Source organism: Paragemmobacter ruber (assembly GCF_009908315.1).
Classification (GTDB): Bacteria; Pseudomonadota; Alphaproteobacteria; order Rhodobacterales; family Rhodobacteraceae; genus Paragemmobacter; species Paragemmobacter ruber.
Map to the genome: position 1 here is coordinate 1 of NZ_JAAATW010000004.1, position 21670 is coordinate 21670.

Genomic DNA, 21670 nt, shown 5'->3' on the forward strand with positions numbered 1-21670 from the left:
CGCAATCGCCCGTCCCGCTGCACGCGATGAAAGTTCCGCGCGCCGGGTGATTGCTCAACCCGCGCCGAAGGGCGTAGATCAGCTACCGGCTCCGGTCGCAACTGGATGATAGACCAGTGGCAGGTCAACTCCCCCCGCAGAGCGCAGCGTCCCTTGACGTGGCTGCAGCCGGGCCGAACGCCGCCCCCGACCAAAGGCCCAAGCGCATCGCGACGTTTAGACGGTCACGTGTGAGGCGCAGACCAACATGGCAATCTGGGCGGGGCTGAGTGAGCGTGAGGGCTGGATCAACCCATCAGTGCCGCCAGATTGACGGCGGGGAGTAGATCGTTCTGTTCGCCGAACTTTGTTCCATAAAGGGCATCGACCAGTGCCAGACCCGCCTGATGCAAGGGTACCGCCACCCCGGCAGCTGCGGCCAGAGTGATGATCTCCACGATCCCGAAGGGCACGTCTTCGGTGATGAATCGCGTGTCCAGCGTCACGGGTCCGGGTGGCCCACCGCGCCTTTGATGGATCTGTGCCGCCATTTCAGCCAGGGCCATTCCGTCGGGCAGGCCAAAGCTCATGCGGAAATGATCTTCCACGCTGCGCACCGACAGGCCGAAGGCCTGCGCCACTGACTGCCGCTCGGCATCCAGCGCTAGGATGAGGCGCGCGACTGACTTCGTCATGCCGTTGTAATTGAACCAGGTTTCGCCGTTCTCGATCCGCGTCAGATTGCAGAGCGCATTGGCCAGATGCACGGGCGGATTGAGATTGCCGAGCGCGATGGCCAACAGGCCGGGCTCGGGCTGAAAGCGATCTCCAAAGAGGGTGCGGCACAGGGCAAGCGCGCTGTCCATGCGGGAACTGGGCAGAACAGCCATGGGCACCGCGGGACGCAAGCCACCGATCTGCACGAAGCCCGGCGCGCTTTGCCGCCCCATGACAACCGTGGTGCCCCAGCCGATGACCGTCGCATCCATACTTCGCGCCACAAGCTCCTGTCGCAGGTAGGCCGCCCCCAGCGAGAGTTGCGCGCTGACGATCACGCAATGCTCTTTCGTCAGATGCGGGATCGCCAGATCCATCACCCGACGGTGCCCATTCGCCGGCAACGCCACCACCACGACCGCTGCGGCCTTCACGGCCGTTGCAAGATCGTAGGCCAGATCAACGCGGAACCGGGCCTGTAGCGCGCCGCTGGCCTGAAGGTCGGTCTGCGCAAGATCGACAACGCCCTTGCCCGACGGCGACCAGAGCAAGGGCTGATGTCCGCCAAAGTGTAGCAGCGCGGCCATGCCGCGGGCGATACCGCCGGCCCCAAGGATCAATACCCGCATCCGATGCCGCCGTCAGGCTGGAAGACAGCGGCCATGATCGAGGAAATCCTCGATCCGGGCGCGCCAGGGGGCAATGTCGATCTGCTGCTCGGCCAGCCAGTCATCGTTGAAACAGGTGGCGGCATAGCGGTCACCACTGTCACAGATCAGCGTCACCAGCGCGCCGGTGCGCCCCTCGCGGCGCATCTGCGCGGCGATGCAGAGCAGGCCATAGAAATTGGTTCCCGACGATCCGCCCACCCGGCGGAAGAGCCGTTCGGAAAGCACATGCGCGGCGGCAAAGGACGCGGCATCAGGCACGCGGATCATGTGATCAATCACGCCCGGAATGAAGGACGGTTCGACCCGCGGCCGTCCGATCCCCTCGATCCGGCTGCCCGCAGCGGTTGCCCCCCTGTCGCCACTGCGCCAGGCCTCGTAGAAGGCAGAGCCTTCGACATCCACCACGCAAAGCCGCGTCGCCAGATTGCGATAGCGGATATAGCGCCCTATGGTGGCCGAGGTCCCGCCGGTGCCTGCGCTCATCACCACCCAATCGGGCACGGGTTCTGCCTCGGCCTGCATCTGATCAAAGATGCTTTGCGCGATGTTGTTATTGCCGCGCCAGTCCGTTGCACGCTCGGCATTGGTGAACTGGTCGAGGTAATGACCGCCGGTCTCGCGGGCAAGCTGTTCGGCGACGGCATAGACTTCAGCCGCGTGATCCACGAAATGACAGGCGCCACCGAACTGCCGGATTGCCGCAACCTTGGGATGGCTTGTCGAACGCGGCATCACGGCGATGAATTTCAGGCCCAGAAGACGGGCGAAGTAGGCCTCAGACACGGCGGTTGACCCGGAGGAGGCCTCGATCAGCGTGGTCTCGGGGCCGATGTGCCCATTGCAGATGCCATAAAGGAACAGAGACCGCGCCAGCCTGTGTTTCAGGCTGCCGGTGGGATGGCTACTTTCATCCTTGAAATAGATGGAGATGCCCGGAAGGCCCGTGAAAACAGGCTTGATCATATGGGTATCGGCCGATCGGCGCGCATCGCCCAGCAGCAGCTCGATCGCGTGACGGCCCCAGTCGCGAACCGGGTTTTCACCCGAGGGAAGGGTCTCGGTAAAACAGCAGTCAGCCCGCATGTCAGGTCTCCGGCAAGGCGATGACGGCCTCGACCTCGATCTGCGCGCCTTTGGGCAGGGCCGAAACTTCAAAGGTGGCGCGGGCGGGGTAGGGGGCCACGAAGGCCTCCGCATAGGCAGCGTTGATCTCGGCAAAGCGCGTCAGATCGCGCAGAAGCAGGGTGGTCTTGACGGTGCGGTGCAGGTCGGTGCCCGCCGCAGCGGCAATGGCTGCGATGTTCTTCAGGCACTGTCGCATCTGGTCCACCGGATCCTCTGACGGGAAGGCGCCGGTTGCAGGATCAATCGGCAGTTGGCCCGACACGAAGAGAAAGCCGTAGCAGGCGATGGCCTGCGAATAGGGGCCGATGGCGGCGGGCGCCGCCTCTGTGACGATGGGGGTCATGGGGAAACCTTCAGGTGGGGGGCGCGGGGGAACTGCCCCCCGCATCCGTTTGGTCATCAGGCGGCGCTGCGTCGGCCCTTCCACATGCCCCAGAGCGGCACGCAGAGAATGAACAGCGTCAGCGCCACGATGATCATCGACATGGGCGAAGACACCAGCGCCAAGGGATTGCCACCCGAGATGGTCAGCGCAAGGGACAGCTGGCTTTCCGCGATCGGGCCAAGGATCACGCCGAGGATGATCGGCGCACTGGGATAATCCAGCTGGTCCATCACATAGGCGAAAACCCCGATGCCCAAGAGCAGATAAAGATCGAACATGGCATTGTTCACTGCATAGACACCGATGGCAACGAAAAGCAGGATAAGCGGGGCCAACACCACATGCGGCAGGCGCAAGGCCTGGCCGAAGATCCGGGTTGCGGCAAGCCCGCCGACCAGCATCAAAAGCCCTGCGGACAGCAGCATCTGCAGCATGAAGCCATAGACGACATCGGGATGGTCGGAAAACAATTGCGGTCCGGGGCGCAGCCCATGCACCAGCAAGCCGCCGAGGATCACCGCCGCGACGCCCGATCCGGGAATGCCCAGCGACAGGGCAGGGATGAGCGAGGCTGCATTGTCCGCGCCATTCCCACATTCCGAGGCGGCAACACCTTCGGGGTTGCCTTTGCCAAAGCTTTCGGGATTGGGCGAGCGGCGCTTGGCATCGTTGTATGCCAGATAGCAGGACATCGAACCCCCCGCGCCGGGCAGAATGCCGATGATGATGCCAATGACCGAAGACCGCGACCAGACCGGGAGATAGCGCCGCCAGTCGCGCAGCACCGACCCCTCTTTGCGAAGCTTCAGCAGGTCCTTCGACATCCCCTGATGGCTGGCGGTTTCGATCATCCGGATCACCGGCGGTACCGCGAAAAGCGCGGTCAGAAGTACAACGATATCCAGACCATCGGCAAATTCCAACCGGCCAAAGGTGTAGCGTTCCGTCCCGGTGGCGAGATCTGTACCCATGGTGCCGATCAGCAGGCCGATCACGGCTGCGATCAGACCCTTCACGAAGTCATCGCCCAAAAGCGAAGCGACCGTGGCCAGACCCAACAGCGCGACCCAGAAATACTCGGCAGGCCCGAACATGAGGCTGACCTTCACCAGCGACGGCGCAAAGACGATCAGCGCGACCGCCGACAGCGCAGAGCCGATGACGCCTGACACGACAGCGACCTGCAGCGCATAGGCCGCCTTGCCCTGTTTCGTCATCTCATAGCCATCAAGCAGCGTGGCGACCGACGCGGGTGTCCCCGGCACCCGCAGCAAGATCGCGGGGATGGCGCCGCCATAGCTCCCGCCATTGTACATGCCGGCCATCATGCCCAGGGCAAACAGCGGATCCATGCCGAAGGTCAGCGGGATCAGCACGGCAAGGCCGGTCGTCACGGTCAAGCCGGGCAGCGCGCCGACCAGCAGGCCCGCAACGGTGCCCAGCAGCACGGCAAACAGGTTGGCAGGCGCCAGCACATGCGGCAGCGCGCTAAGCAGGGCGTCGATCATCGCAGCATCTCCAGCAGCGGGTCGAACAGATCCGAAGGCATCGGGCGTTCGAGGATCACAGCAAAGACCAGAAGAATGAAGCCTATCCCGCCAAGGGCGGCGAGAACGGTCAGACGCAGATCGCGATAGCCCAGCAGCAGCGGCAGCAGGACAACAAGGGCAAAGCTGGGCAGGATGTATCCCAGCAGGTCGATCCCGATGACATACAGCGCCATGGCGGCAAAGCCGAGCAGGCAGCGGCCCGGGTTCGCCATCAACGGCACCCGGCCGTTGTCACCGTTCTGCCGCCAGGCCCGCGCCAGAACCACGATTGCGCCACAGCCCAGCAGGACAGAAAGCACCCTAGGATAGGTGCCGCTCGCACCGGGATAATCGCCCGCTGTGACAAAGCAGAGGCCTGCGACGGCAAGAAGCACCGCCGCAAAGCCCAGCTCTCCTCGGCGTCGGGAGGGGGAGGAGATCAGCGCCAAGGGGTGACCTTCCATGTCTCGGCCAGTTCGCCCGTGATCTGGTCGATCAAGGTGCGGTAGGCGGGCGCATCCAGATAGGCAAGCGGGATCTCAGCCTCTTCCGCGGCCTTCAGATATTCGGGATCCTCCATCGCTGCCTTGAGCGCAGCCTGAAGTTTCTCCACCACTTCGGGCGGGGTGCCTGCGGGGGCAGCCAGCCCGCGCGATGCGGTCACGATCAGGTCGTACCCCTGTTCCTTGAACGTGGGCGCATCCGGCAGATAGGGCGACCGTTCGGTTGACATGACGCCCAGCAGGCGGATGTCGCCGCTGCGCACCAGCGGCAGGGCTTCGGACAGGTTCATGGTGGCAACCGGGACATGGCCCCCGAGAAGGGCCTGACGCACCGGCGCGGTCGATCCGAAGAAGGCCGGGGTAAAGCTGGTTCCGGCGGCACGGTTCAGGTTCAGGATGCCGATATGCTCGGAAGAGCCGGCAGCGCCCGAGGTGCCCACCACGATGGCGCCCGGCGCGGCCTTCGACGCCTCGACCAATGCGCCGAGGGACTCGTAGGGGCTGTCCTTGCCGACAACCAGGATACCGGGGTCAAGCACGATGTTCCCGATGGGCTGGAAGTCATCCATCGTGTATTTCGCCTTGCCCTCGACGGCGAGCGCCACGAAAGAGGGCGGGTTGATCATGCCGATGGTATAGCCATCGGGTTCGGCCGTCGACAGCGCGGTCCAGCCGATTTCGCCACCGGCGCCGGGCTTGTTGATGACCGCGATCGATGCGCCATTGCCCAGATGCTTTTCCATGAACATGGCTATGGAGCGCGCCGCCACATCCGTGCCGCCGCCGGGCGCGAAGGCCACAATCATCTCGATGGGCTTTTCGGGAAACTCTGCCAGCGCCGGCTGGCCAAAGCTCATGGCCAGGGCAAGGCCAAAAAGGATATTCGAGCGTTTCATCTGTTCCTCATGCTGTTGTGTCGGTGTCTTTCTTGGTCAGGCCGACGGTCCGGCCCTCCGTGATCTTTGGCAGTCACGGTATCAGGCAGCCACGGTCTGCGCGGCATCGGGGCCGGTCAGACTGCGGACGAAATCGCGGATCGCATGCATGGTCTGGGCCGAAAACCCGGCGCGGATCGCGCAGCTGGGGGCGATGATCAGATCGCCCTGTCCCGCGACCGCGCGAAGGGTTTCCAGTATCTGCCGCTGCACGGCGGGCACGTCATTGCGGGTGATCGACCAGCGATCCACCCCGCCCACGATGCATTTGCCCGAGGTGAGCATGCCAGCGGCCATGCTTGGCCGCGTTTCCCAGTTGTGCCAGTTCAGCGCCTGCACCGGGTAATCCTGAATCTCGCGGAAGCGGATCTGTGCGCCATGGGCATGCAGGATGTTGAACCGCCCCCGCTGCGCACCCAAAAGCGCCTCGATGTCATAGGGCACCACGAACTCGCAGAAATCATCATAAGACAGCAGGTCGCGCCCGGTGTCCTGATGGGCAAAGAATACGCCATCGGCGCCGGCCTCGATGGCGGCCTGCGACAGGGCGCTGACGCTGCGGGCGATGCGGTCCAATCCGACATGCACGGCCTCGAGCGAGACGCGCTCCGCGATCTGGGCGTGGATCCGGCCGCGGCTGAGCTTGGACGCGATGGTCATCGGGCTGAAGACGGTAAAGACGATCGGCACGCCGGGCATGGCCGCCCGCATCAGACGCAGGGCGCGCAACTCGCGCGCCAGCGCGCCGCGCGCAAGATCGGCTTCGGGCAGGCGCAACCAGGCGTCGGGGGTGGCGTAGGGGGTTTCAGTGACCTTTGCGACACCGCCCTGCGGCACGTCCGAGAAATCGACCTGAACGCCAAGGTCCTCGACGGCATACATGCCATTGGGGGCGGTTTTCACGAAATCCAGATCGAACGCGCGCTGAAAGTCGATGGTGGCCTCGGCCAGACGGTCGGCATCGAGATCGGCATCGGGAAAGTGGCTCCAGAAGGAAAACAAGGGCGCAGCGCCAATCCTGGTGCCAAAAATGCTTTGGACTTGCGCGCTGTATTTCATCCTGGCTTGCCCTTTTGTCGGCAGCAGACCCTGCCCTGATACAGAAATAATTTACAAAAAGGCATCGCGAAAATATTATTTCGCGATAGTTTCCATATCAAGTCGCGATAGGCTTGCCATGCGTCTGGACCATCTGCGATACTTCGTCGAAGCCGCGCGCAGCGGCAGCATCTCTGCTGCGGCGCGCAATGTGCGCCTTGCCCAACCGGCCTTTTCGGCGCATATTCGGGCACTTGAGCAGGAACTTGGCCTGACGCTGCTGGAGCGCAGCGCCAAGGGCGTGACCCTGACCGAAGCAGGCACCCGCCTATATGACGGAGCCCTGTCGCTGTTCCGCCATGTGGATCAGGTCCGCGAAGAGACGGTCAATGCCCAGTCCAGCCTCACGGGCGAGGTGCGGGTGGTCTTGGCGGCCTCGGCCGCGCCGCTTCTGGCGGGGCAGCTTTATTGGGCCGTGCGTGAGGCCCATCCGCAGATCAGGCTGGTGATCCTCGACTTGATGCGTGTGGAAAGCGATACGCTGGTCACATCCCGCCAGGTGGATTTCGGGCTCCTGCCCAATGTCTCGACGCTGGTCGGCGCGGCGTCCGAACCCGTGCTGGCGCAGGACCTGTATCTTGTGGGACGCACCCGCCCGCCAGAAGCGGGCGAAGAGATTGCCTTTTCCAACCTGCAGCATCTGCCGCTGGTGATGGGCGGTCGCAAGAACCAGTTGCGCATCGAAATGGAACACACGGCAGCGCGCATCGGTCACCGGCTGAACGTGGTGGTGGAACAGGACTCGCTGTCGGTGTTTCGCAGCATCGCGCTCAGCGGGCGTGCCTATACAGTGGTGCCCTATTCGGCCTTCGCCATGGAAATCGAGGCCGGGCTTATGGTGGCCTCCCGCATTGTCGATCCGGGGATCGAGCGGACCTTGTCATTTGTCTGGCATGAGTTTTCCGAACTATCCCTCTCGGCCCGGGCGGTGAAAGAGGTGTTTCGTGACCTTGTGAAGACGATGATGCAGCGCAATCAGATACGCGGGCGCCTATTGCTGGCCAGCGAGGCTGATTGATCGGCAGCAAGGCCGCCGCCGGGTCGCCCAATGCCGCTGCGTGGCGCTGATGATCGCGTGCTGGTCTTTACGCGCCTTGTTCTGTCTGCCCCCATGGCCCGGCGCGACTGGCCCTCCCAACACTCCCGCCAGTCGTTGAAAACGATCATGAGGCGGCCGCATCGGGCCCCGAGTGACCAAAGAAAAGTCACCTCGCAAGCCGATGATCAAAACGGCGCCTTCATCGACGGGCGACGCGCTCTTCGATGAAGCCTGCAAGGGCGGCGGCGGCGGGTGGGAGTCTTGCCTGCCCAAGCAGGGCGATCTCGACCTCGGCCAGTTCCGGCCAATCGTGAAGAACGACAAGTTCGGTCGGCACCATGGCGCGCGGCATCACCGCATAGCCCAAACCCGCCCGCACCGCCGCAGCCTGCCCGGAGAACGACGGTGACGTGAATACACCGCTCCACGTCACGCCGCTGGCTTCCAAGGTGCGGGTCGCCCTGCTGCGATAGACACAAGGCGAAGGGCTGAGAACCAATGGCAGGGGGCCGCGCGTTGCCTCGGCAAAGGGCCGCGAAAGCGATGTCGCGGCCACCCAGACCAGCCTTTCGCGCCAGATGGGACGTGATGCCGGATAGCGCTTTTCCGGGTCTTGCTTGACGATGATCAGATCCTGCGCGCCTGCCTCGAACTCCTCGACCAAGGGCAGCGTCAACTGGCAGGTGACGTGCAGTTCCACCGCCGGATGGGCTGCTGCGAAAACGCCAAGGATGTCGGGAAGATAGGCAGAGGCAAAATCTTCTGGGCTGCCAAATCGCACCTCCCCCGCGATGTCAGGGGCGCGAAAGCGCGCCAGCATCGCATCCGCCTGCGCGACCATCGCACGGGCATGAACCAGCAGATGCTCACCCTCGGCGGTGAGACGCACGCTGCGCGTCGTCCGTTCAAGCAGCGTGCGGCCAAACAACTCTTCCAGCTTGCGGATCTGTTCCGAAACGGCTGATTGCGACCGCCCCACCATCACGCCCGCGCGTGAAAAACTGCCGGTTTCCGCCAGCGCCAGGAAGGTGCGCAGAACAAAGGTATCGACATCGTGCATGGGTGCAACCTATCGGGTTTTCGAATGAATGTGATGTAAACTTCGCGTTTCTCTTTTCAAATGCCGTTCGGCAAAACGGCGCGGCACACCGAGCGGAGCTTTGCAGACCATGGATGCCATCCTGATCGAGAACCTGATTTCGCCGATCACCCTGTCCTTCATTCTGGGGATCATCGCCACGTTGATCCGGTCCGATCTGGAAATCCCGGAACCTGTGATCCGTATCTTTGCGATCTTTCTTCTGTTCTCCATCGGCTTGCAGGGCGGGCGCGAACTGGCGACCGCAGACCTTTCCAATGTTCTTGGCGCGGTGACGGTGACGGCGGCGATCGTGCTGTTCATCCCGCTGCTGATCTTCGTCGTCGCGCGCTATATCGTTCGGCTGTCGATCGTGGATTCCGCCGGGGTGGCGGCCTTGTACGGGTCGGTATCATCCGTGACGTTCGTGGTGGCCCGGGCCTATGCCGAAGGCGCGGGCTTCCCGATGGAGGGCTATGTCACAGGCCTTGTCGCCTTGATGGAATTGGGCATTCTGGTGGCCTTGTTCTATGGTCGGGTTGCACTGTCACGGGCGCAAGGCGTGCAAGGTGTGGCCCTGTCGGCGATCCTGAAGGAAACGTTGCGGGGGCGGGGGCTTTTGCTGTTGGGGGGCGGATTGGTGATAGGTGCTGCCTCGGGTGAAGCGAATTTCGCCAAGGTAGAGCCGTTCTTTGTCGATCTCTTCCGTGGTGTCCTCGTGCTGTTCCTGCTGGAAATGGGCATGACCGCCGGGCGGCAGTTGCGCGATTTCGCAAAGGTCGGCGGACGGATGCTCGCCTTCGGGCTGGCCATGCCCATGGTCAACGGCTTTGCGGTCAGCGGCCTTGCCACGCTGGCGGGTCTGCCGATGGGATCGGCCTTCGTCCTTGGCGCGGTGGCGGCATCGGCCAGCTACATCGACGCCCCCGCTGCCGTGCGGGCGACGTTTCCCGACGCCAATCCCTCGGTCTATCTGACGTCGTCGCTGGGCATCACCTTCCCCTTCATGCTGATCGCGGGGGTGCCGCTGGTCTGGCAGATGACCGCGTTCTGGCAGGGTCTGTGACATGGGATTGCCACAGCGCGTGGCGCTAGGAACGATGCACGGCAAAGAGGCGGCGATCGCGCCGCATTTCGCACGCATCGGCATCACGGTCGAACGGGCCGCCATCGACACAGATCGTTTCGGCACCTTCTCCGGCGAGATCGCCCGCATGGGAACCATGGCGGACGCCGCCCGATCCAAGGCGCGCGCCGCCGCCGAGGTGACAGGCTTGCCGGTCGGTCTGGCCTCTGAAGGGGCCTATGGCCCCCACCCCGTGATCCCGTTCCTGCCCATCGGACAGGAACTCCTGCTCTGGCTCGATACGGAAACCGGACACGAGATCATCGAGACGATGACCGACGAACGCCCCAGCTACGATCAGCAGATCGTCACTTCGCCAAAGGACGCCGTGGCCTTTCTCGCGCGGACAGGCTTTCCCGCCCAAGCCGTGATCGTGCAGTCCGTACAGGCCATGGCGCCGGTGGCAAAGGGGATCACCGATCCCGCCACCTTCGACAAGGCGGTGGCACAGGCGTTGGCCCAATCGGGCCAGGCCCATCTTCAGATCGACATGCGCGCGCATATGAACCCGCGACGGATGGCGGTGATCGGGGAACTTGCCGGACGGCTGGCCGCCCGTCTGAACACCCCATGCCCGGCCTGCGCCGCACCGGGTTTCGGCCGTCTGCGCACAGTCGCCGGCCTGATCTGCCGTGACTGCGAAACCGAGACCGGCCTGATCGCGGCAGATGTGCATGGCTGCACCGCCTGCCGGCATGAGGTTGTCCTACCCCGCGCAGGCTTTGCTGATCCCGCCCATTGCCCCAGTTGCAACCCCTGAAGGAGCCCGACCATGACCTCCCGTTTCGACAAATCCCGCCTGCCGAGCCGCCATGTCACCGAAGGCCCCGCGCGCGCACCCCATCGCAGCTATTTTTACGCCATGGGGCTGAGCGAAGAGGAAATCCATCAACCTTGGGTCGGCGTCGCCACCTGCTGGAACGAGGCGGCGCCCTGCAATATCACGCTGAATCGTCAGGCGCAGGCGGTGAAGGCCGGCGTGAAGGCGGCGGGGGGGACGCCGCGCGAATTCACGACGATCACCGTGACCGACGGTATCGCCATGGGGCATGAAGGGATGCGCTCCTCGCTCGCCTCGCGCGACGCGATTGCCGACACGGTCGAGCTGACGATGCGCGGTCATTGCTACGATGCGCTGGTGGGCTTGGCCGGGTGCGACAAATCCCTGCCGGGCATGATGATGGCGATGGTGCGGCTGAACGTGCCATCCGTCTTCATCTACGGCGGTTCGATCCTGCCGGGTCGCCTCGATGGGCGGGATGTGACGGTGCAGGACGTGTTCGAAGCCGTGGGCAGGCATCAGGCAGGCAACCTGTCGGATGCCGAACTGGCGATCCTCGAAAGGGTGGCCTGCCCGGGTGCGGGGGCCTGTGGCGCGCAGTATACGGCCAACACCATGGCCTGTGTGTCCGAAGCGATCGGCCTCGCCTTGCTGAACTCTTCCGGGGCGCCAGCCCCCTATGAAAGCCGCGACCATTACGGCCATACCAGCGGCGAAGCCGTCCTTCGCCTGATCGAGAAGAACATCCGCGCCCGGGATATCGTCACCCGGAAATCCTTGGAAAATGCCGCGCGCATCGTAGCCTGCACCGGGGGCAGCACCAATGCCGCGCTGCACCTGCCCGCCATCGCGCATGAGGCAGGGGTGGATTTCGATCTGTTCGACGTGACCGATATCATGCGCGACACGCCCTATTTCTGCGATCTGCGTCCGGGCGGGAAATATGTGGCAAAGGACCTCTACGAGGTGGGCGGCGTTCCGGTCGTGTTGAAGGAACTCCAGAAGCTCGGCCTCATCCATGGCGATTGCATCACCGCCTCGGGCCGGACATTGGGCGAGGAGCTGGATGATATCCGTGGCGAGGCGGACGGCCGCGTGATCTATCCCGCATCAACACCGCTCACGCCCACGGGCGGCGTGGTCGGCCTGCGCGGCAACCTCGCCCCCGACGGGGCCATCGTCAAAGTCGCGGGCATGACCGCAGAGGAACAGGTCTTCACCGGCCCCGCCCGCGTCTTCGAATCCGAAGAAGAGGCATTCGAGGCCGTCCGCGCCCGCGCTTATAGCGCGGGCGAGGTCATCGTGATCCGCAACGAAGGCCCCGCCGGTGGCCCCGGCATGCGCGAGATGCTGGCCACCACCGCAGCCATCTCGGGGCAGGGGATGGGCAAGAAGGTCGCCCTCATCACCGATGGCCGGTTCTCCGGCGCGACCCGTGGCTTCTGCGTCGGCCATATCGGGCCCGAAGCGGCCCATGGCGGGCCGATCGCGCTGATCCGGACGGGTGATGTCATCACCATCAACGCGATCACCGGCGAGTTGTCCGTGGCACTGAGCGATGCGGAACTCGCCGCCCGGCGTGCCGCGTGGTCTGGCCCACGCCCCACCCAATATGCCACAGGCGCCATCTGGAAATTCGCCAAGCTCGTCGGCGGTGCCCGCTGGGGCGCGGTCACCCATCCGGGCGCCAAGGCGGAAAAGCACATCTACATGGATCTATGACACCTGACGCCGGCGTGGAGCGCTGATCCCCAACCCAAACGAACGGCAAAGGCCCTGCGTGAGCGGTGCCTTTGTCCAGAGGCCTGCCAAAAGGCACAGGGTCGCGCTGTCGCGGGACCATGCTGCCGTTCCCGCCGATCAGTCGTTGTCGGATGTCCCCGCCCCGGCATTGTTGCGGGACGCAGCCGATGGCGGCACGGTCGTCCGCAAAGCCAGCCCGTCGAGGCAGTCGATGACCGATGCCGCGGCGATTGCGCGGTCCGCCCACTGGCGCAGCGGGCGGGCCGGTCCGATTTCCCAGCTTCTGGATGTGTCACGCCAAGCCGGGCCAAACATCACATGGCCCGAAGCCTCGACACTGACGACAATCCCGCTGGGATCGGTGATCCCCACGCTGCCAAATGTTCCTGCCACCCGATGCAGAAACGGCAAGAGATAGCCAGGCCCCGCCAACCCGTCGGGTATCGCCACGGTGCTGCCTGCCGCAATCCCGCTTGGCAGGCTGTCGGCCAATGCCGCGCCAAAGGTGACGGGATCGCCCCTGCCTTCGCAACATGCCGCCAGCCATGCCGCTGCCCAATCGGCCGCAGGAAGGGCGCGGCGCGACAGCCAGTCAGCAGCCCATCCCGCCTCCTCCGCCAGACCCCATGGCAAACCCGCCCCCCGCGCCGCCTTGGTCACAAGGGTGCGGATCTCGGAATGGGCCATGTCCAGCGATGCGACCATCAGCCGGCCAATTCGTCAGGAAAGGGCTGCCCCTGAAACAGGCTGATCCGAACCCAGCGGTCAGAGCGGGGATCAAACCGGTTGGCACCGAAGAACGCCAGTTTGCAGCGCAGGATGTCGATGGGCAGCATGCCATGATCCAGAACATTGTCACGGATTTCGGCATAGGAAAGACCCTGCAGCATCTGGATCCGGCGCACCATATGCCGATGCTCGGGATGACGCAGCAGGAAGGCCGCGACGGGCCCGTCCTCTGGCCAGCCCTCCAGAGCAGCCGCCAGATCGCGAATGGCCCGCGCGATGCCCAGCGGTTGCTCCCGCTCCTGTCCGGCTTCTTCGTGGCGGTTGCCAAGCCGGGGTTCCAGCTTTTCTTCCGACACATACCAGAACCGCGCCACCTGTGCGGGGTCGTCAAAGTCGAACCTGCCCACCCAGCCATAGTCACGCGCCAGCACATCGCGCAGACGCGCCACGGTCAGCGCTCCGTCGATGGCGAAACCCGCCTCTTCATCGGCATGCAGGTGGTCCGACAGATCGTCGATCCATGCACCCTGCGGTTCAAGCATGAGGGACACCAGACATTCCTGCCCTTCCATCGACAATCGCGCCTCGGCCCACCGCCACAGCGCATCCCAAGGCCGGTGGCCATCTTTCTCCCAGCCCGTGGCGACATGATCCGCGATGCAGGCAAGATCGGCCCGCAACTGGGAAAGCTTCGCGATTTGCGCCGGATGATCGCTGTGCCAGGACCGGGCGTTTTCGGTCGCGCTGGCCAGGGCCGCCAAGAACCCCTCAAGCGCGGAAGGATCAACCGCGGGCAGCGCGCGCACGCGCGCCAGCGCGGTTTCGCGCACGGTGATCCAGTTGTTCAACAGGCGCGGATGGCGGACAAGGAAAGGCGCCATGCCCAACCCGGTAGAGTTGCCAACACCCAATCTGCGCCGCAAATCGCGGGCCAGCGGAACAGCCCGGTCTCCGCCTTTCACCCGCGCCAGATGCTCTGCGATATCCACCGTAAAGGCACGGATCAGCCAGACGGAAAGCATCTCGGCCTGGAAGGGCGCCTGCAACTCTGGCCGATCGGCGATCTGATCCCGGTCCGCTGCGCCGAACTTGCCCGAACCATAGACGGCGGTCGTCCGCATCAGATAGCCCACCGCGTCGATTTCCGCGATGTCGGGTTGCCGCCCCTCGGCCAGCCGGTCAACGACATGCGAAAACAGCCGGACGGAACGGTTGGCCCGGCTCAGGCACAGCTCGCGCGCGCTGATGCGACCTGCCTCTTGCACGGGGACATTGGCCGCCAGCCGGTCAAGATCGCGGGTCGTCGGTTCGCCATCGACCAGCGCAAAGGTGGCGTCCCATGCGGTGGCGATCACGCGGTCCGACCGCATCTCATCGGGCAGGTCATGGGCAAATGCGACCAGACAATAGGTCCGCTCCGGCCCGCGTGCGCGATACACCGCGCGCCCCACACCCCGGCTGTCCACCTCCCACAGGGGGCGGTCGAAACGCCAGCCTTCCGCCTTCAGCCGCCGCAACAAAACACGCAGGAAGGACAGCCGCATCGGATGGGCCGATCCCATGCGCAACAGCCGCATCACGCAATCAGGATCGCGCAGCGGAATGGTCGTCTCCGTATCCTTGCGTTCCGCGATGGTCATTCCGCCGCCCTCTTCGCCACGGTCCCCGCTGCGGCCGCCCCAAAGGACGTTCCAAAGAACCGCGCCCAGTTGCCGCCCATGATCGCCTCCACCTCGGCGGTCGAGAACCCGGCCACCCGCAACCCATCAGCGATATTCCTGAAATCGCGATTGTCCCGGAACCAGCCCGGCATCGCGGGAAAGCCCGGCGCGTCCTTGCTGCCTTCGCCATAGTCGATGGCCTTGGTCCAGCGCCCGGTCCGCATCCATTCCACGACGCTGTCAGGCTGGTTCTGGCACAGATCGGTGCCGATCCCGATGAAATGCGTCCCGAACCGTTCGGCAGTACGGGCGATCATCGTGCAGAAGTCCTCGATCCGGCAGGCCGAGCCGCCCGCCAGATGGTGCGGATAGAGAGAAAAGCCAAGCATCCCCCCCGTTTCCGCCAAGGCCCCGATCACCGTTTCCGATTTGTTGCGCCGTGCGGGGTGCCACAGGGCCGGATTGGCATGGGTGATGGCAATAGGCCGTGCCGATTGCTCCACGGCCGCCAGAGTTGAGCGTTCCCCCGAATGGCTCATGTCCACGACCATGCCCACGCGGTTCATCTCGGCCACGACCTCGCGGCCCATCCGGGTGAGGCCGGTGTCCTCTGTCTCATAGCAGCCCGTCGCCAGAAGCGACTGGTTGTTGTAGCTCAACTGCATGAACCGCAGCCCGAGCCGGTGCAGCACCTCGACCAGACCGATGTCATCCTCGATGCAGGAAGGGTTCTGCGCCCCGAAAAAGATCGCCGTCCGCCCGCTGGCGCGCGCCGTTGCGATGTCATCGGCGGTAAAGCCCTGAAAGATCAGTTCCGGCCAGCGCTCGAACCAGCGGTTCCAGCGTTCGATGTTTGCCACCGTCTCGCGAAAGTTCTCGTGATAGACCAGCGTCACATGCACGGCATCCACGCCACCTGCGCGAAGTTCGTGAAAGATGGCCTCGGACCAATTCGAATACTGCAGCCCGTCGATCAGGTAACTCATTCCGGCGCCCCTGCCGCCATGTAGGCGGTCTTGACCGTGGTAAAGAACTCGGCGGCATAGCGTCCCTGCTCACGCGGACCAAAGGACGACATTCCGCGCCCGCCGAAGGGAACGTGATAGTCCGTTCCCGCCGTGGGCAGGTTTACCATGACACAGCCCGCACGCATGTTGGCACGAAAATGTGCCGCCCGTGCCAGACTGCGGGTCATGATCCCGGCGGTCAGTCCGAAGGGCGTGTCATTGGCGATGGCCAGCGCCTCGGCATAGCTGTCGGCGGGAAGGATGCAGGTGATCGGGGCGAACAGTTCCGTGCGGTTCACCTGCATGCTGTTGCTGGTTCCGGCTAGAATGGTGGGCGCCATGTAGTGGCCTTTCGTCGGGCGCTCCAGCGCGTCCCCGCCAGTTAGAACCTCTGCCCCTTCCGCCCTGCCCCGCGCCACCCAGTCCAGATTGGCGGCCAGCTGTGCCGCGCTCACCACAGGGCCGATCTGCGTGCCCTCGGCCAGCGCATGGCCCACCCGCAGGGCTTCTGTGGCGGCGACCAGCCGGGCGGTGAACGCCTCCAGCACCTTGCGATGCACGATCAGGCGCGACGCGGCGGTGCATTTCTGCCCCGTCCCGCCAAAGGCCGCATTGCAGGCATGTGCCACGGCCAACTCCATGTCGCAGTCATCCATGATGAGCATCGGGTTCTTCGACCCCATCTCCATCTGCAGCTTGGCACGATTTGCCAGCACGCGGGCGGCGATGCCCTGGCCTACCTCCACCGATCCGGTGAAGGTGACCGCCGCCACGTCCGGATGGCCCACCAGCGCATCGCCCACCGCGCGCCCGGGTCCAAGCACCATGTTGAACGCTCCCGCAGGCAACCCTGCCCGCGCGATCACCTGCGTCAGCGCCACGGCCGAGGCCGGGGTCAGGTTGGCGGGTTTCCACACCACGGCATTGCCATAGGCCAGCGCCGGGGCAATCTTCCACGCGGGCGTCGCCACGGGAAAGTTCCACGGTGTCACGATCGCCACCACGCCCACGGGTTCGCGCCGAACCTCGATCTCTATCCCCGGGCGCACGCTTTCCGCTTGGTCGCCGTGGCAGCGCAAGGCCTCGGCGGCGAACCAGGTGAAGAACTGGCCCGCACGATAGACCTCGCCTTTCCCCTCGGCGAAAGGTTTGCCCTCCTCCCGCGACAGGACTGCGCCGATCTCGCCCGCGCGGGCCATCAGTTCCGTGCCGATCTGCATCAGCGCGTCATGCCGTCGCTGGATTCCCGCGGCGGCCCATTTCGGCTGCGCGTCGCGCGCAGCGGCCACCGCGCGATCCATGTCTGCGGCCGAGCCTTGCGCATAATTGCCGATCACATCGGACAGGTCCGACGGGTTTACATTGGCGACCGTCGCCTCCCCCTCGCACCAGTCGCCCGCGATGTAGTTGCGTGTTTCCAAGTCCATCATCCCTGCCCCCGCGCCAAGGCTTCCATCACGCGCTGCGGTGTCAGCGCCCCGGCGATCCGCCCGTCACCATCGCGCACCGCCACGACCGGCGCCCCGCCCGCGAAGGCGGCAAAAGCGGCCTCCAGCGTCGCCTCTGCCCCGATCACCGGCGCATCCGGCGCGGTGCTCAGGCCCGCATCGGCAAAGGCGCCGCACAAAAGGATGCGGCTGCGGTTCACGTCGCGCACAAAGCGCGCCACATAGTCATCAGCCGGGCGGGCAAGGATCTCTGCCCCGGTGCCCACCTGCCGCAGCGTGCCGTCCTTCAGGATCGCGATGTGGTCGCCCAGCATCAGGGCCTCGTCCAGATCATGGGTGATGAAGACGATGGTCTTGCCCAGTCGCGCCTGCAGTTCCTTCAACTGCACCTGCATGTCATGGCGGATCAGCGGATCCAGCGCCGAAAACGCCTCGTCCATCAGCAGGACCTCGGCATCGGTGGCCAGCGCGCGTGCCAGCCCAACGCGCTGCTGCATGCCCCCCGAAAGCTGCGCCGGATAGCTGCCCTCGAACCCCGACAAACCCACCAGCGCAATCTGCTCGCCCGCGCGGCGCAGGGCCTCGGCCCGGGGCACGCCATCCAGAAACAGCCCATAGGCCACATTCTCGGCCACCGTCCGATGCGGCAGCAGCGCGAAACGTTGAAACACCATCGCGACCTTGCGCCGCCGGAAGGCCTGCAGGCGCGCCGCGTCGTATTTCAGGATATCGTCCCCATCGAACAGGATACGTCCCCCGGTCGGCTCGATCAGCCTGTTGAAGTGACGGATCAGCGTGCTTTTCCCCGACCCCGACAGTCCCATGATGACAAAGGTCTCGCCCGCCCGGATGTCCAGCGTGACGTCATGCAGGCCCAGCACATGGTCCGTCTCGGCCTTCAGTTGCCCCTTGTCCATTCCCGCCCGCACCTTTGCCAAGGCGCCTGCCGGATCACGGCCAAAGACCTTTGATACGTTTTCGACCCTGATCTTCACCGGGCGCATCACTTCCCCTCCCGATGCAGGTTCGCCTGCACGCGGCGGCCATAGCTTTGTGCGATGCGGTCAAAGATGATCGCCAGCAAGACGATCCCCAGCCCCGCGATCAGACCCCGGCTCACCTCAAGGCGTTGGATGCCCTGCAGCACCTGATAGCCCAGCCCCCCCGCCCCGATCATCGACGCGATCACCACCATGGACAGCGCCATCATCGTGGTCTGGTTGATTCCGGCCATGATCGTCGGCATGGCCAGCGGCACCTGCACCGTCCACAACTGCTGGCGCGGTGAGGCGCCGAAGGCGCGCGCCGCCTCCACGATCTCGGCATCCACCTGCCGGATGCCCAGGTCGGTCAGCCGGATGACAGGCGGAATGGCAAAGACGATGGTCGCCAGCAGGGCCGGGATCTTGCCGGGGCCGAACAGCATGACGAACGGGATCAGATAGACGAAGATCGGCATGGTCTGCATGATGTCGAGCACGGGCAACATGCCACCCCGCACCCGGTCGGATCGCGACATGGCGATCCCCAAAGGCACGCCGATCAGCACCGACAGGACGGTTGCAGCCAACATCAGCGCAACTGTCGCCATCGCGTCGTTCCAAACGCCCAGAAGGCCCAGCAACACCAGCAGGGCGGCGACAACGATTACCGGCACCACCTTTCGGCCTGCCCCCCAGGTCGCGGCGCAGAACAGCGCAACCACCACCCACCAGGGCAGGAATTGCAGGCCCCGCTCCAGCCCGGTGATGGCCCGCAACACGGGCATGAAAATGATTTCCAGCGTCTCGCCCCAGTTGGCGACGATACCGTTGAAGGCGGCGTCGAGGGCGCGGCCAAAGCTGCGCGTATCCCAAAGTTCCGGGAAGCCGGAGGTCATGGCTGTCGTCCTTCAAAATGACGTGCCGCCCGCTCCACCAACGGGGGGCGGCACGCGCTGGCGCTGCTCAGAGGCTGGCCTTCACCTTCGCTGCCACCTCGGCGGGGACCCACGCGCTCCAGATCGCCTCGTATTCCGCCAGGAAATGTTCGGCGACCTCCTCAGCCGTGGCCCCGTTGTCATCCCCCCAGGCGAGGACGGTGCTGATCTCGTCATTCGGGACCTGCATCTTCGACAGGAACTCCGCCACCGCCGGTGCCTGCGTCTTCAGATCCGACACCACCGCCACCGCCACCTCTCCCGCGGCCCAGCCGGTGACTTGCGGATCGGCACAGTTGGCATCGGTCAGGCAGGTGAATTTTTCCCGGTCACTCTCGGGCATCCCGAGGCGGACAAGGTTGAACTTCCCGACCACATCCGACGGCCCCCAGTAATAGCCAACCCAGGGTTCCTGCTGCGCCACCGCCCGTGCGATGGACGCCTTCAGGTTTTCCCCCGAACCCGGCGAGAAAAGTTCGAACTCGTCCTCAAGCCCCAGCGCCTTGTAATAGTTGGTGATGATGACTTCGCTCGCCCAGCCGGGCGGCCCGTTGTACAGCCGTCCCTTGCCAGGGCTCTGGTTGTCTTCGAAGATCTGCCAGTTTGCAGCCAGATCCTCGATGGTCTTGATCTGCGGGTTCTGCTCCAGCACGTAATCCGGCACCCACAGCCCATCCTGACCCCCGCCCGCAAAGACATCGGACGCCTTGTAGACATTTCCCTTCGCCTGCATCTCGTCCCATTGCGCCTGCACGGTAGACACCCACAGTTCGGGCGCCACCGTCGGCTCTGACCGGGTCAGCATCGACGTCGCCGTCGGCACCGTGTCCCCGGGAACCAGCTGCGCATCGCAGCCATAGCCTGCCGCCATGATCTTCTGCGCCACATGCGCCAGCGTGGCCGCCGAAAGCCATGTCATTTCGGCCACTGTAATCGTTCCGGCCGTGCCGCAATCCTGTGCGGCGGCGGGCTGGGCCTGCGTCATTCCCGCAACGGCAAGTGCGGCCAGCGCGGGGAAACCTATCTTCCGTGTCATCGCGAACCTCTCTGTTAGGCAGGGCTTTCCATGCCCCTTGTGGCGGCAGTGTCCGGCAGGGTTGAACTTCAATCAAACGACAACGAATGAGATTGATTTCAGTTTTGCTGAACCCCAAGGCGCTGCGCGAGATCGCCATCCACCTCGACACCGTCCCGCATCGTGCGCGCCCGCGCGGCCTGCCGCCGCGCCCCGGGCAGCCGCGCGCCCGGTTGCGCCTCGATCGCGGCAACGAGGCCGGCCATGCGGTCGGTGAAACCCGCGGCAAAGGCGGCTGGATCCAGCGCGATGAAGCATTGCCCCGTCCCCGGCGGCCCACCGACCGGCCCGGAAAACGGGCTGGCCTCCCGACTGGCCACCGCCCCGGCCAGCGCTGATGCCAGAACCTCCACCAGCAACCCCATGCCGAAACCCTTCGTCCCACCCGCTGGCAACATCGACCCTTTAAGCGCTTTGTCCGGGTCCGTCGTCGGCGCACCGTCGGCGTCAAGGGCCCAACCTTCGGGGATCGCCTCGCCCCGCCTTGCCCGCAGGATCACCTCTGACTTCGCCACGACACTGGCGGATTGATCCAGCACGAACCGCGCCCCGCCAACACCGTCCGGAACCGCCAGCGCAAAGGGATTGGTCCCGATCACAGGCACCCGCCCGCCCGGTGGCGCGATCGAGGCCGGCGCATGCGTAAAGCAAAGACCGACCAACCCCGCCTCGGCGATCCGCTCCGCGTGATGGCCAAGGATGCCGCAGTTATACGACCGGTGCAGCGTCATCGCCGCGATGCCGCAGGTGCGCGCGGCCTCGATCAACACGGGCAGGCCCAGATCGACGGCTGGATGGGCAAAGCCATGCGCCGCATCCACGGTCACGGCGCCCGGTCGCGGCTGTGCAAGCTGCGGTTCGGCGCTGCCGATCACCTTGCCGCAGGCCAGATGCTCGGCATAGATCGGCAGATACATCAATCCATGCGACCGCACACCGTCCCGCTCGGCCAGACGGATGGATCGTGCCACCGGCATCGCCTGCGCCCGGCTCGCCCCGGCGCCGATCAGTATCCGCAAGGCCAAAGCCTCTATCTCGTCCAGCCCGATCCGCAGCGACATCCGCAACCTCCATCCTGCCTTGACGCAGCATTCCGATTGCTCGCTTCAACTCAACGCAGTAC

General features: G+C 64.8%; 20 protein-coding genes. 4 read left to right on the forward strand and 16 right to left on the reverse strand.

Features of this window, described 5'->3' with window-relative positions:
- Window positions 1–287: 287 nt before the first annotated feature.
- From GU920_RS16065 to GU920_RS16095, 7 genes are all read right to left on the reverse strand, one after another.
- Window positions 288–1325 (reverse strand): NAD/NADP octopine/nopaline dehydrogenase family protein, encoded by a 1038-nt coding sequence (locus GU920_RS16065; RefSeq protein WP_161768140.1) that lies wholly within the window; start codon window positions 1323–1325, stop codon window positions 288–290.
- Between the two features lie 12 nt (window positions 1326–1337).
- Window positions 1338–2450 (reverse strand): PLP-dependent cysteine synthase family protein, encoded by a 1113-nt coding sequence (locus GU920_RS16070; protein WP_161768141.1) that lies wholly within the window; start codon window positions 2448–2450, stop codon window positions 1338–1340.
- A gap of 1 nt (window position 2451) precedes the next feature.
- Window positions 2452–2835, reverse strand: a complete 384-nt coding sequence (locus GU920_RS16075; protein ID WP_161768142.1) for a Rid family detoxifying hydrolase — start codon at window positions 2833–2835, stop codon at window positions 2452–2454.
- A 56-nt stretch (window positions 2836–2891) separates the two neighbouring features.
- Window positions 2892–4385, reverse strand: a complete 1494-nt coding sequence (locus tag GU920_RS16080) for a tripartite tricarboxylate transporter permease (protein WP_161768143.1) — start codon at window positions 4383–4385, stop codon at window positions 2892–2894.
- On the reverse strand, window positions 4382–4870 hold the full coding sequence (locus tag GU920_RS16085) for a tripartite tricarboxylate transporter TctB family protein (RefSeq protein ID WP_161768144.1): 489 nt from the start codon (window positions 4868–4870) through the stop codon (window positions 4382–4384). Before GU920_RS16085 ends, GU920_RS16080 begins: the two co-directional genes overlap by 4 nt.
- Entirely contained in the window at window positions 4846–5805 is a 960-nt protein-coding gene (locus GU920_RS16090; RefSeq protein ID WP_161768145.1) for a tripartite tricarboxylate transporter substrate binding protein, read from the reverse strand. Before GU920_RS16090 ends, GU920_RS16085 begins: the two co-directional genes overlap by 25 nt.
- Window positions 5806–5886: 81 nt before the next feature.
- Window positions 5887–6846, reverse strand: a complete 960-nt coding sequence (locus tag GU920_RS16095; protein ID WP_161768146.1) for a uroporphyrinogen decarboxylase family protein — start codon at window positions 6844–6846, stop codon at window positions 5887–5889.
- Window positions 6847–7021: 175 nt separating this feature from the next.
- Between GU920_RS16095 and GU920_RS16100 the strand changes: the two genes are divergently transcribed.
- Complete coding sequence (locus GU920_RS16100) at window positions 7022–7960, forward strand: LysR family transcriptional regulator (RefSeq protein WP_161768147.1); 939 nt, start codon at window positions 7022–7024, stop codon at window positions 7958–7960.
- Window positions 7961–8180: 220 nt separating this feature from the next.
- Here the strand turns inward: GU920_RS16100 and GU920_RS16105 are convergent, their stop codons facing one another.
- Window positions 8181–9041: a LysR family transcriptional regulator gene (locus GU920_RS16105; protein ID WP_161768148.1), complete on the reverse strand. Its 861-nt coding sequence runs from the start codon at window positions 9039–9041 to the stop codon at window positions 8181–8183.
- A gap of 109 nt (window positions 9042–9150) precedes the next feature.
- Here GU920_RS16105 and GU920_RS16110 point away from each other — a divergent pair, with 109 nt between their 5' ends.
- From GU920_RS16110 to ilvD, 3 genes are read left to right on the forward strand one after another with little or no spacing between them, the layout of a single operon-like run.
- Window positions 9151–10125: a sodium-dependent bicarbonate transport family permease gene (locus tag GU920_RS16110; RefSeq protein ID WP_161768149.1), complete on the forward strand. Its 975-nt coding sequence runs from the start codon at window positions 9151–9153 to the stop codon at window positions 10123–10125.
- Window positions 10126–10144: 19 nt separating this feature from the next.
- The gene (locus GU920_RS16115) at window positions 10145–10945 is read left to right on the forward strand and encodes a DUF6671 family protein (RefSeq protein WP_235933357.1); all 801 of its coding nucleotides are present in this window, start codon (window positions 10145–10147) and stop codon (window positions 10943–10945) included.
- A gap of 12 nt (window positions 10946–10957) precedes the next feature.
- A complete protein-coding gene (ilvD, locus tag GU920_RS16120; RefSeq protein WP_161768151.1) occupies window positions 10958–12688 on the forward strand; it encodes a dihydroxy-acid dehydratase in 1731 nt (576 codons plus the stop codon).
- A gap of 138 nt (window positions 12689–12826) precedes the next feature.
- On the opposite strand, the gene GU920_RS16125 is transcribed toward ilvD, so the two are convergent.
- From GU920_RS16125 to GU920_RS16160, 8 genes are all read right to left on the reverse strand, one after another.
- Window positions 12827–13414, reverse strand: a complete 588-nt coding sequence (locus GU920_RS16125) for a DUF3726 domain-containing protein (RefSeq protein ID WP_161768152.1) — start codon at window positions 13412–13414, stop codon at window positions 12827–12829.
- On the reverse strand, window positions 13414–15078 hold the full coding sequence (locus tag GU920_RS16130) for a hypothetical protein (protein WP_161768153.1): 1665 nt from the start codon (window positions 15076–15078) through the stop codon (window positions 13414–13416). The genes GU920_RS16125 and GU920_RS16130 overlap by 1 nt, the downstream gene beginning before the upstream one ends.
- Window positions 15075–16085 (reverse strand): membrane dipeptidase, encoded by a 1011-nt coding sequence (locus GU920_RS16135; protein WP_161768154.1) that lies wholly within the window; start codon window positions 16083–16085, stop codon window positions 15075–15077. Before GU920_RS16135 ends, GU920_RS16130 begins: the two co-directional genes overlap by 4 nt.
- Window positions 16082–17533, reverse strand: coding sequence for an aldehyde dehydrogenase family protein (locus GU920_RS16140; RefSeq protein ID WP_161768394.1), 1452 nt, complete (start codon window positions 17531–17533; stop codon window positions 16082–16084). The genes GU920_RS16135 and GU920_RS16140 overlap by 4 nt, the downstream gene beginning before the upstream one ends.
- Window positions 17533–18558, reverse strand: coding sequence for a quaternary amine ABC transporter ATP-binding protein (locus GU920_RS16145; protein WP_161768155.1), 1026 nt, complete (start codon window positions 18556–18558; stop codon window positions 17533–17535). Before GU920_RS16145 ends, GU920_RS16140 begins: the two co-directional genes overlap by 1 nt.
- The gene (locus GU920_RS16150; RefSeq protein ID WP_161768156.1) at window positions 18558–19433 is read right to left on the reverse strand and encodes an ABC transporter permease; all 876 of its coding nucleotides are present in this window, start codon (window positions 19431–19433) and stop codon (window positions 18558–18560) included. The genes GU920_RS16145 and GU920_RS16150 overlap by 1 nt, the downstream gene beginning before the upstream one ends.
- A 67-nt stretch (window positions 19434–19500) precedes the next feature.
- On the reverse strand, window positions 19501–20508 hold the full coding sequence (locus tag GU920_RS16155; protein ID WP_161768157.1) for a glycine betaine ABC transporter substrate-binding protein: 1008 nt from the start codon (window positions 20506–20508) through the stop codon (window positions 19501–19503).
- Window positions 20509–20606: 98 nt separating this feature from the next.
- Complete coding sequence (locus GU920_RS16160; RefSeq protein WP_161768158.1) at window positions 20607–21608, reverse strand: Ldh family oxidoreductase; 1002 nt, start codon at window positions 21606–21608, stop codon at window positions 20607–20609.
- Window positions 21609–21670 lie beyond the last annotated feature (62 nt).

What these genes read in the sequence shown, in the direction of transcription:
- GU920_RS16160 (WP_161768158.1), bottom strand. Translation starts at nt 21,608, where the DNA reads ATGTCGCTGCGGATCGGGCTGGACGAGATAGAGGCTTTGGCCTTGCGG.
- GU920_RS16075 (WP_161768142.1), bottom strand. Translation starts at nt 2,835, where the DNA reads ATGACCCCCATCGTCACAGAGGCGGCGCCCGCCGCCATCGGCCCCTAT.
- GU920_RS16080 (WP_161768143.1), bottom strand. Translation starts at nt 4,385, where the DNA reads ATGATCGACGCCCTGCTTAGCGCGCTGCCGCATGTGCTGGCGCCTGCC.
- ilvD (WP_161768151.1), top strand. Translation starts at nt 10,958, where the DNA reads ATGACCTCCCGTTTCGACAAATCCCGCCTGCCGAGCCGCCATGTCACC.
- GU920_RS16130 (WP_161768153.1), bottom strand. Translation starts at nt 15,078, where the DNA reads ATGACCATCGCGGAACGCAAGGATACGGAGACGACCATTCCGCTGCGC.
- GU920_RS16070 (WP_161768141.1), bottom strand. Translation starts at nt 2,450, where the DNA reads ATGCGGGCTGACTGCTGTTTTACCGAGACCCTTCCCTCGGGTGAAAAC.
- GU920_RS16125 (WP_161768152.1), bottom strand. Translation starts at nt 13,414, where the DNA reads ATGGTCGCATCGCTGGACATGGCCCATTCCGAGATCCGCACCCTTGTG.
- GU920_RS16085 (WP_161768144.1), bottom strand. Translation starts at nt 4,870, where the DNA reads ATGGAAGGTCACCCCTTGGCGCTGATCTCCTCCCCCTCCCGACGCCGA.
- GU920_RS16140 (WP_161768394.1), bottom strand. Translation starts at nt 17,533, where the DNA reads ATGGACTTGGAAACACGCAACTACATCGCGGGCGACTGGTGCGAGGGG.
- GU920_RS16145 (WP_161768155.1), bottom strand. Translation starts at nt 18,558, where the DNA reads ATGCGCCCGGTGAAGATCAGGGTCGAAAACGTATCAAAGGTCTTTGGC.
- GU920_RS16105 (WP_161768148.1), bottom strand. Translation starts at nt 9,041, where the DNA reads ATGCACGATGTCGATACCTTTGTTCTGCGCACCTTCCTGGCGCTGGCG.
- GU920_RS16135 (WP_161768154.1), bottom strand. Translation starts at nt 16,085, where the DNA reads ATGAGTTACCTGATCGACGGGCTGCAGTATTCGAATTGGTCCGAGGCC.
- GU920_RS16065 (WP_161768140.1), bottom strand. Translation starts at nt 1,325, where the DNA reads ATGCGGGTATTGATCCTTGGGGCCGGCGGTATCGCCCGCGGCATGGCC.
- GU920_RS16090 (WP_161768145.1), bottom strand. Translation starts at nt 5,805, where the DNA reads ATGAAACGCTCGAATATCCTTTTTGGCCTTGCCCTGGCCATGAGCTTT.
- GU920_RS16100 (WP_161768147.1), top strand. Translation starts at nt 7,022, where the DNA reads ATGCGTCTGGACCATCTGCGATACTTCGTCGAAGCCGCGCGCAGCGGC.
- GU920_RS16150 (WP_161768156.1), bottom strand. Translation starts at nt 19,433, where the DNA reads ATGACCTCCGGCTTCCCGGAACTTTGGGATACGCGCAGCTTTGGCCGC.
- GU920_RS16155 (WP_161768157.1), bottom strand. Translation starts at nt 20,508, where the DNA reads ATGACACGGAAGATAGGTTTCCCCGCGCTGGCCGCACTTGCCGTTGCG.
- GU920_RS16110 (WP_161768149.1), top strand. Translation starts at nt 9,151, where the DNA reads ATGGATGCCATCCTGATCGAGAACCTGATTTCGCCGATCACCCTGTCC.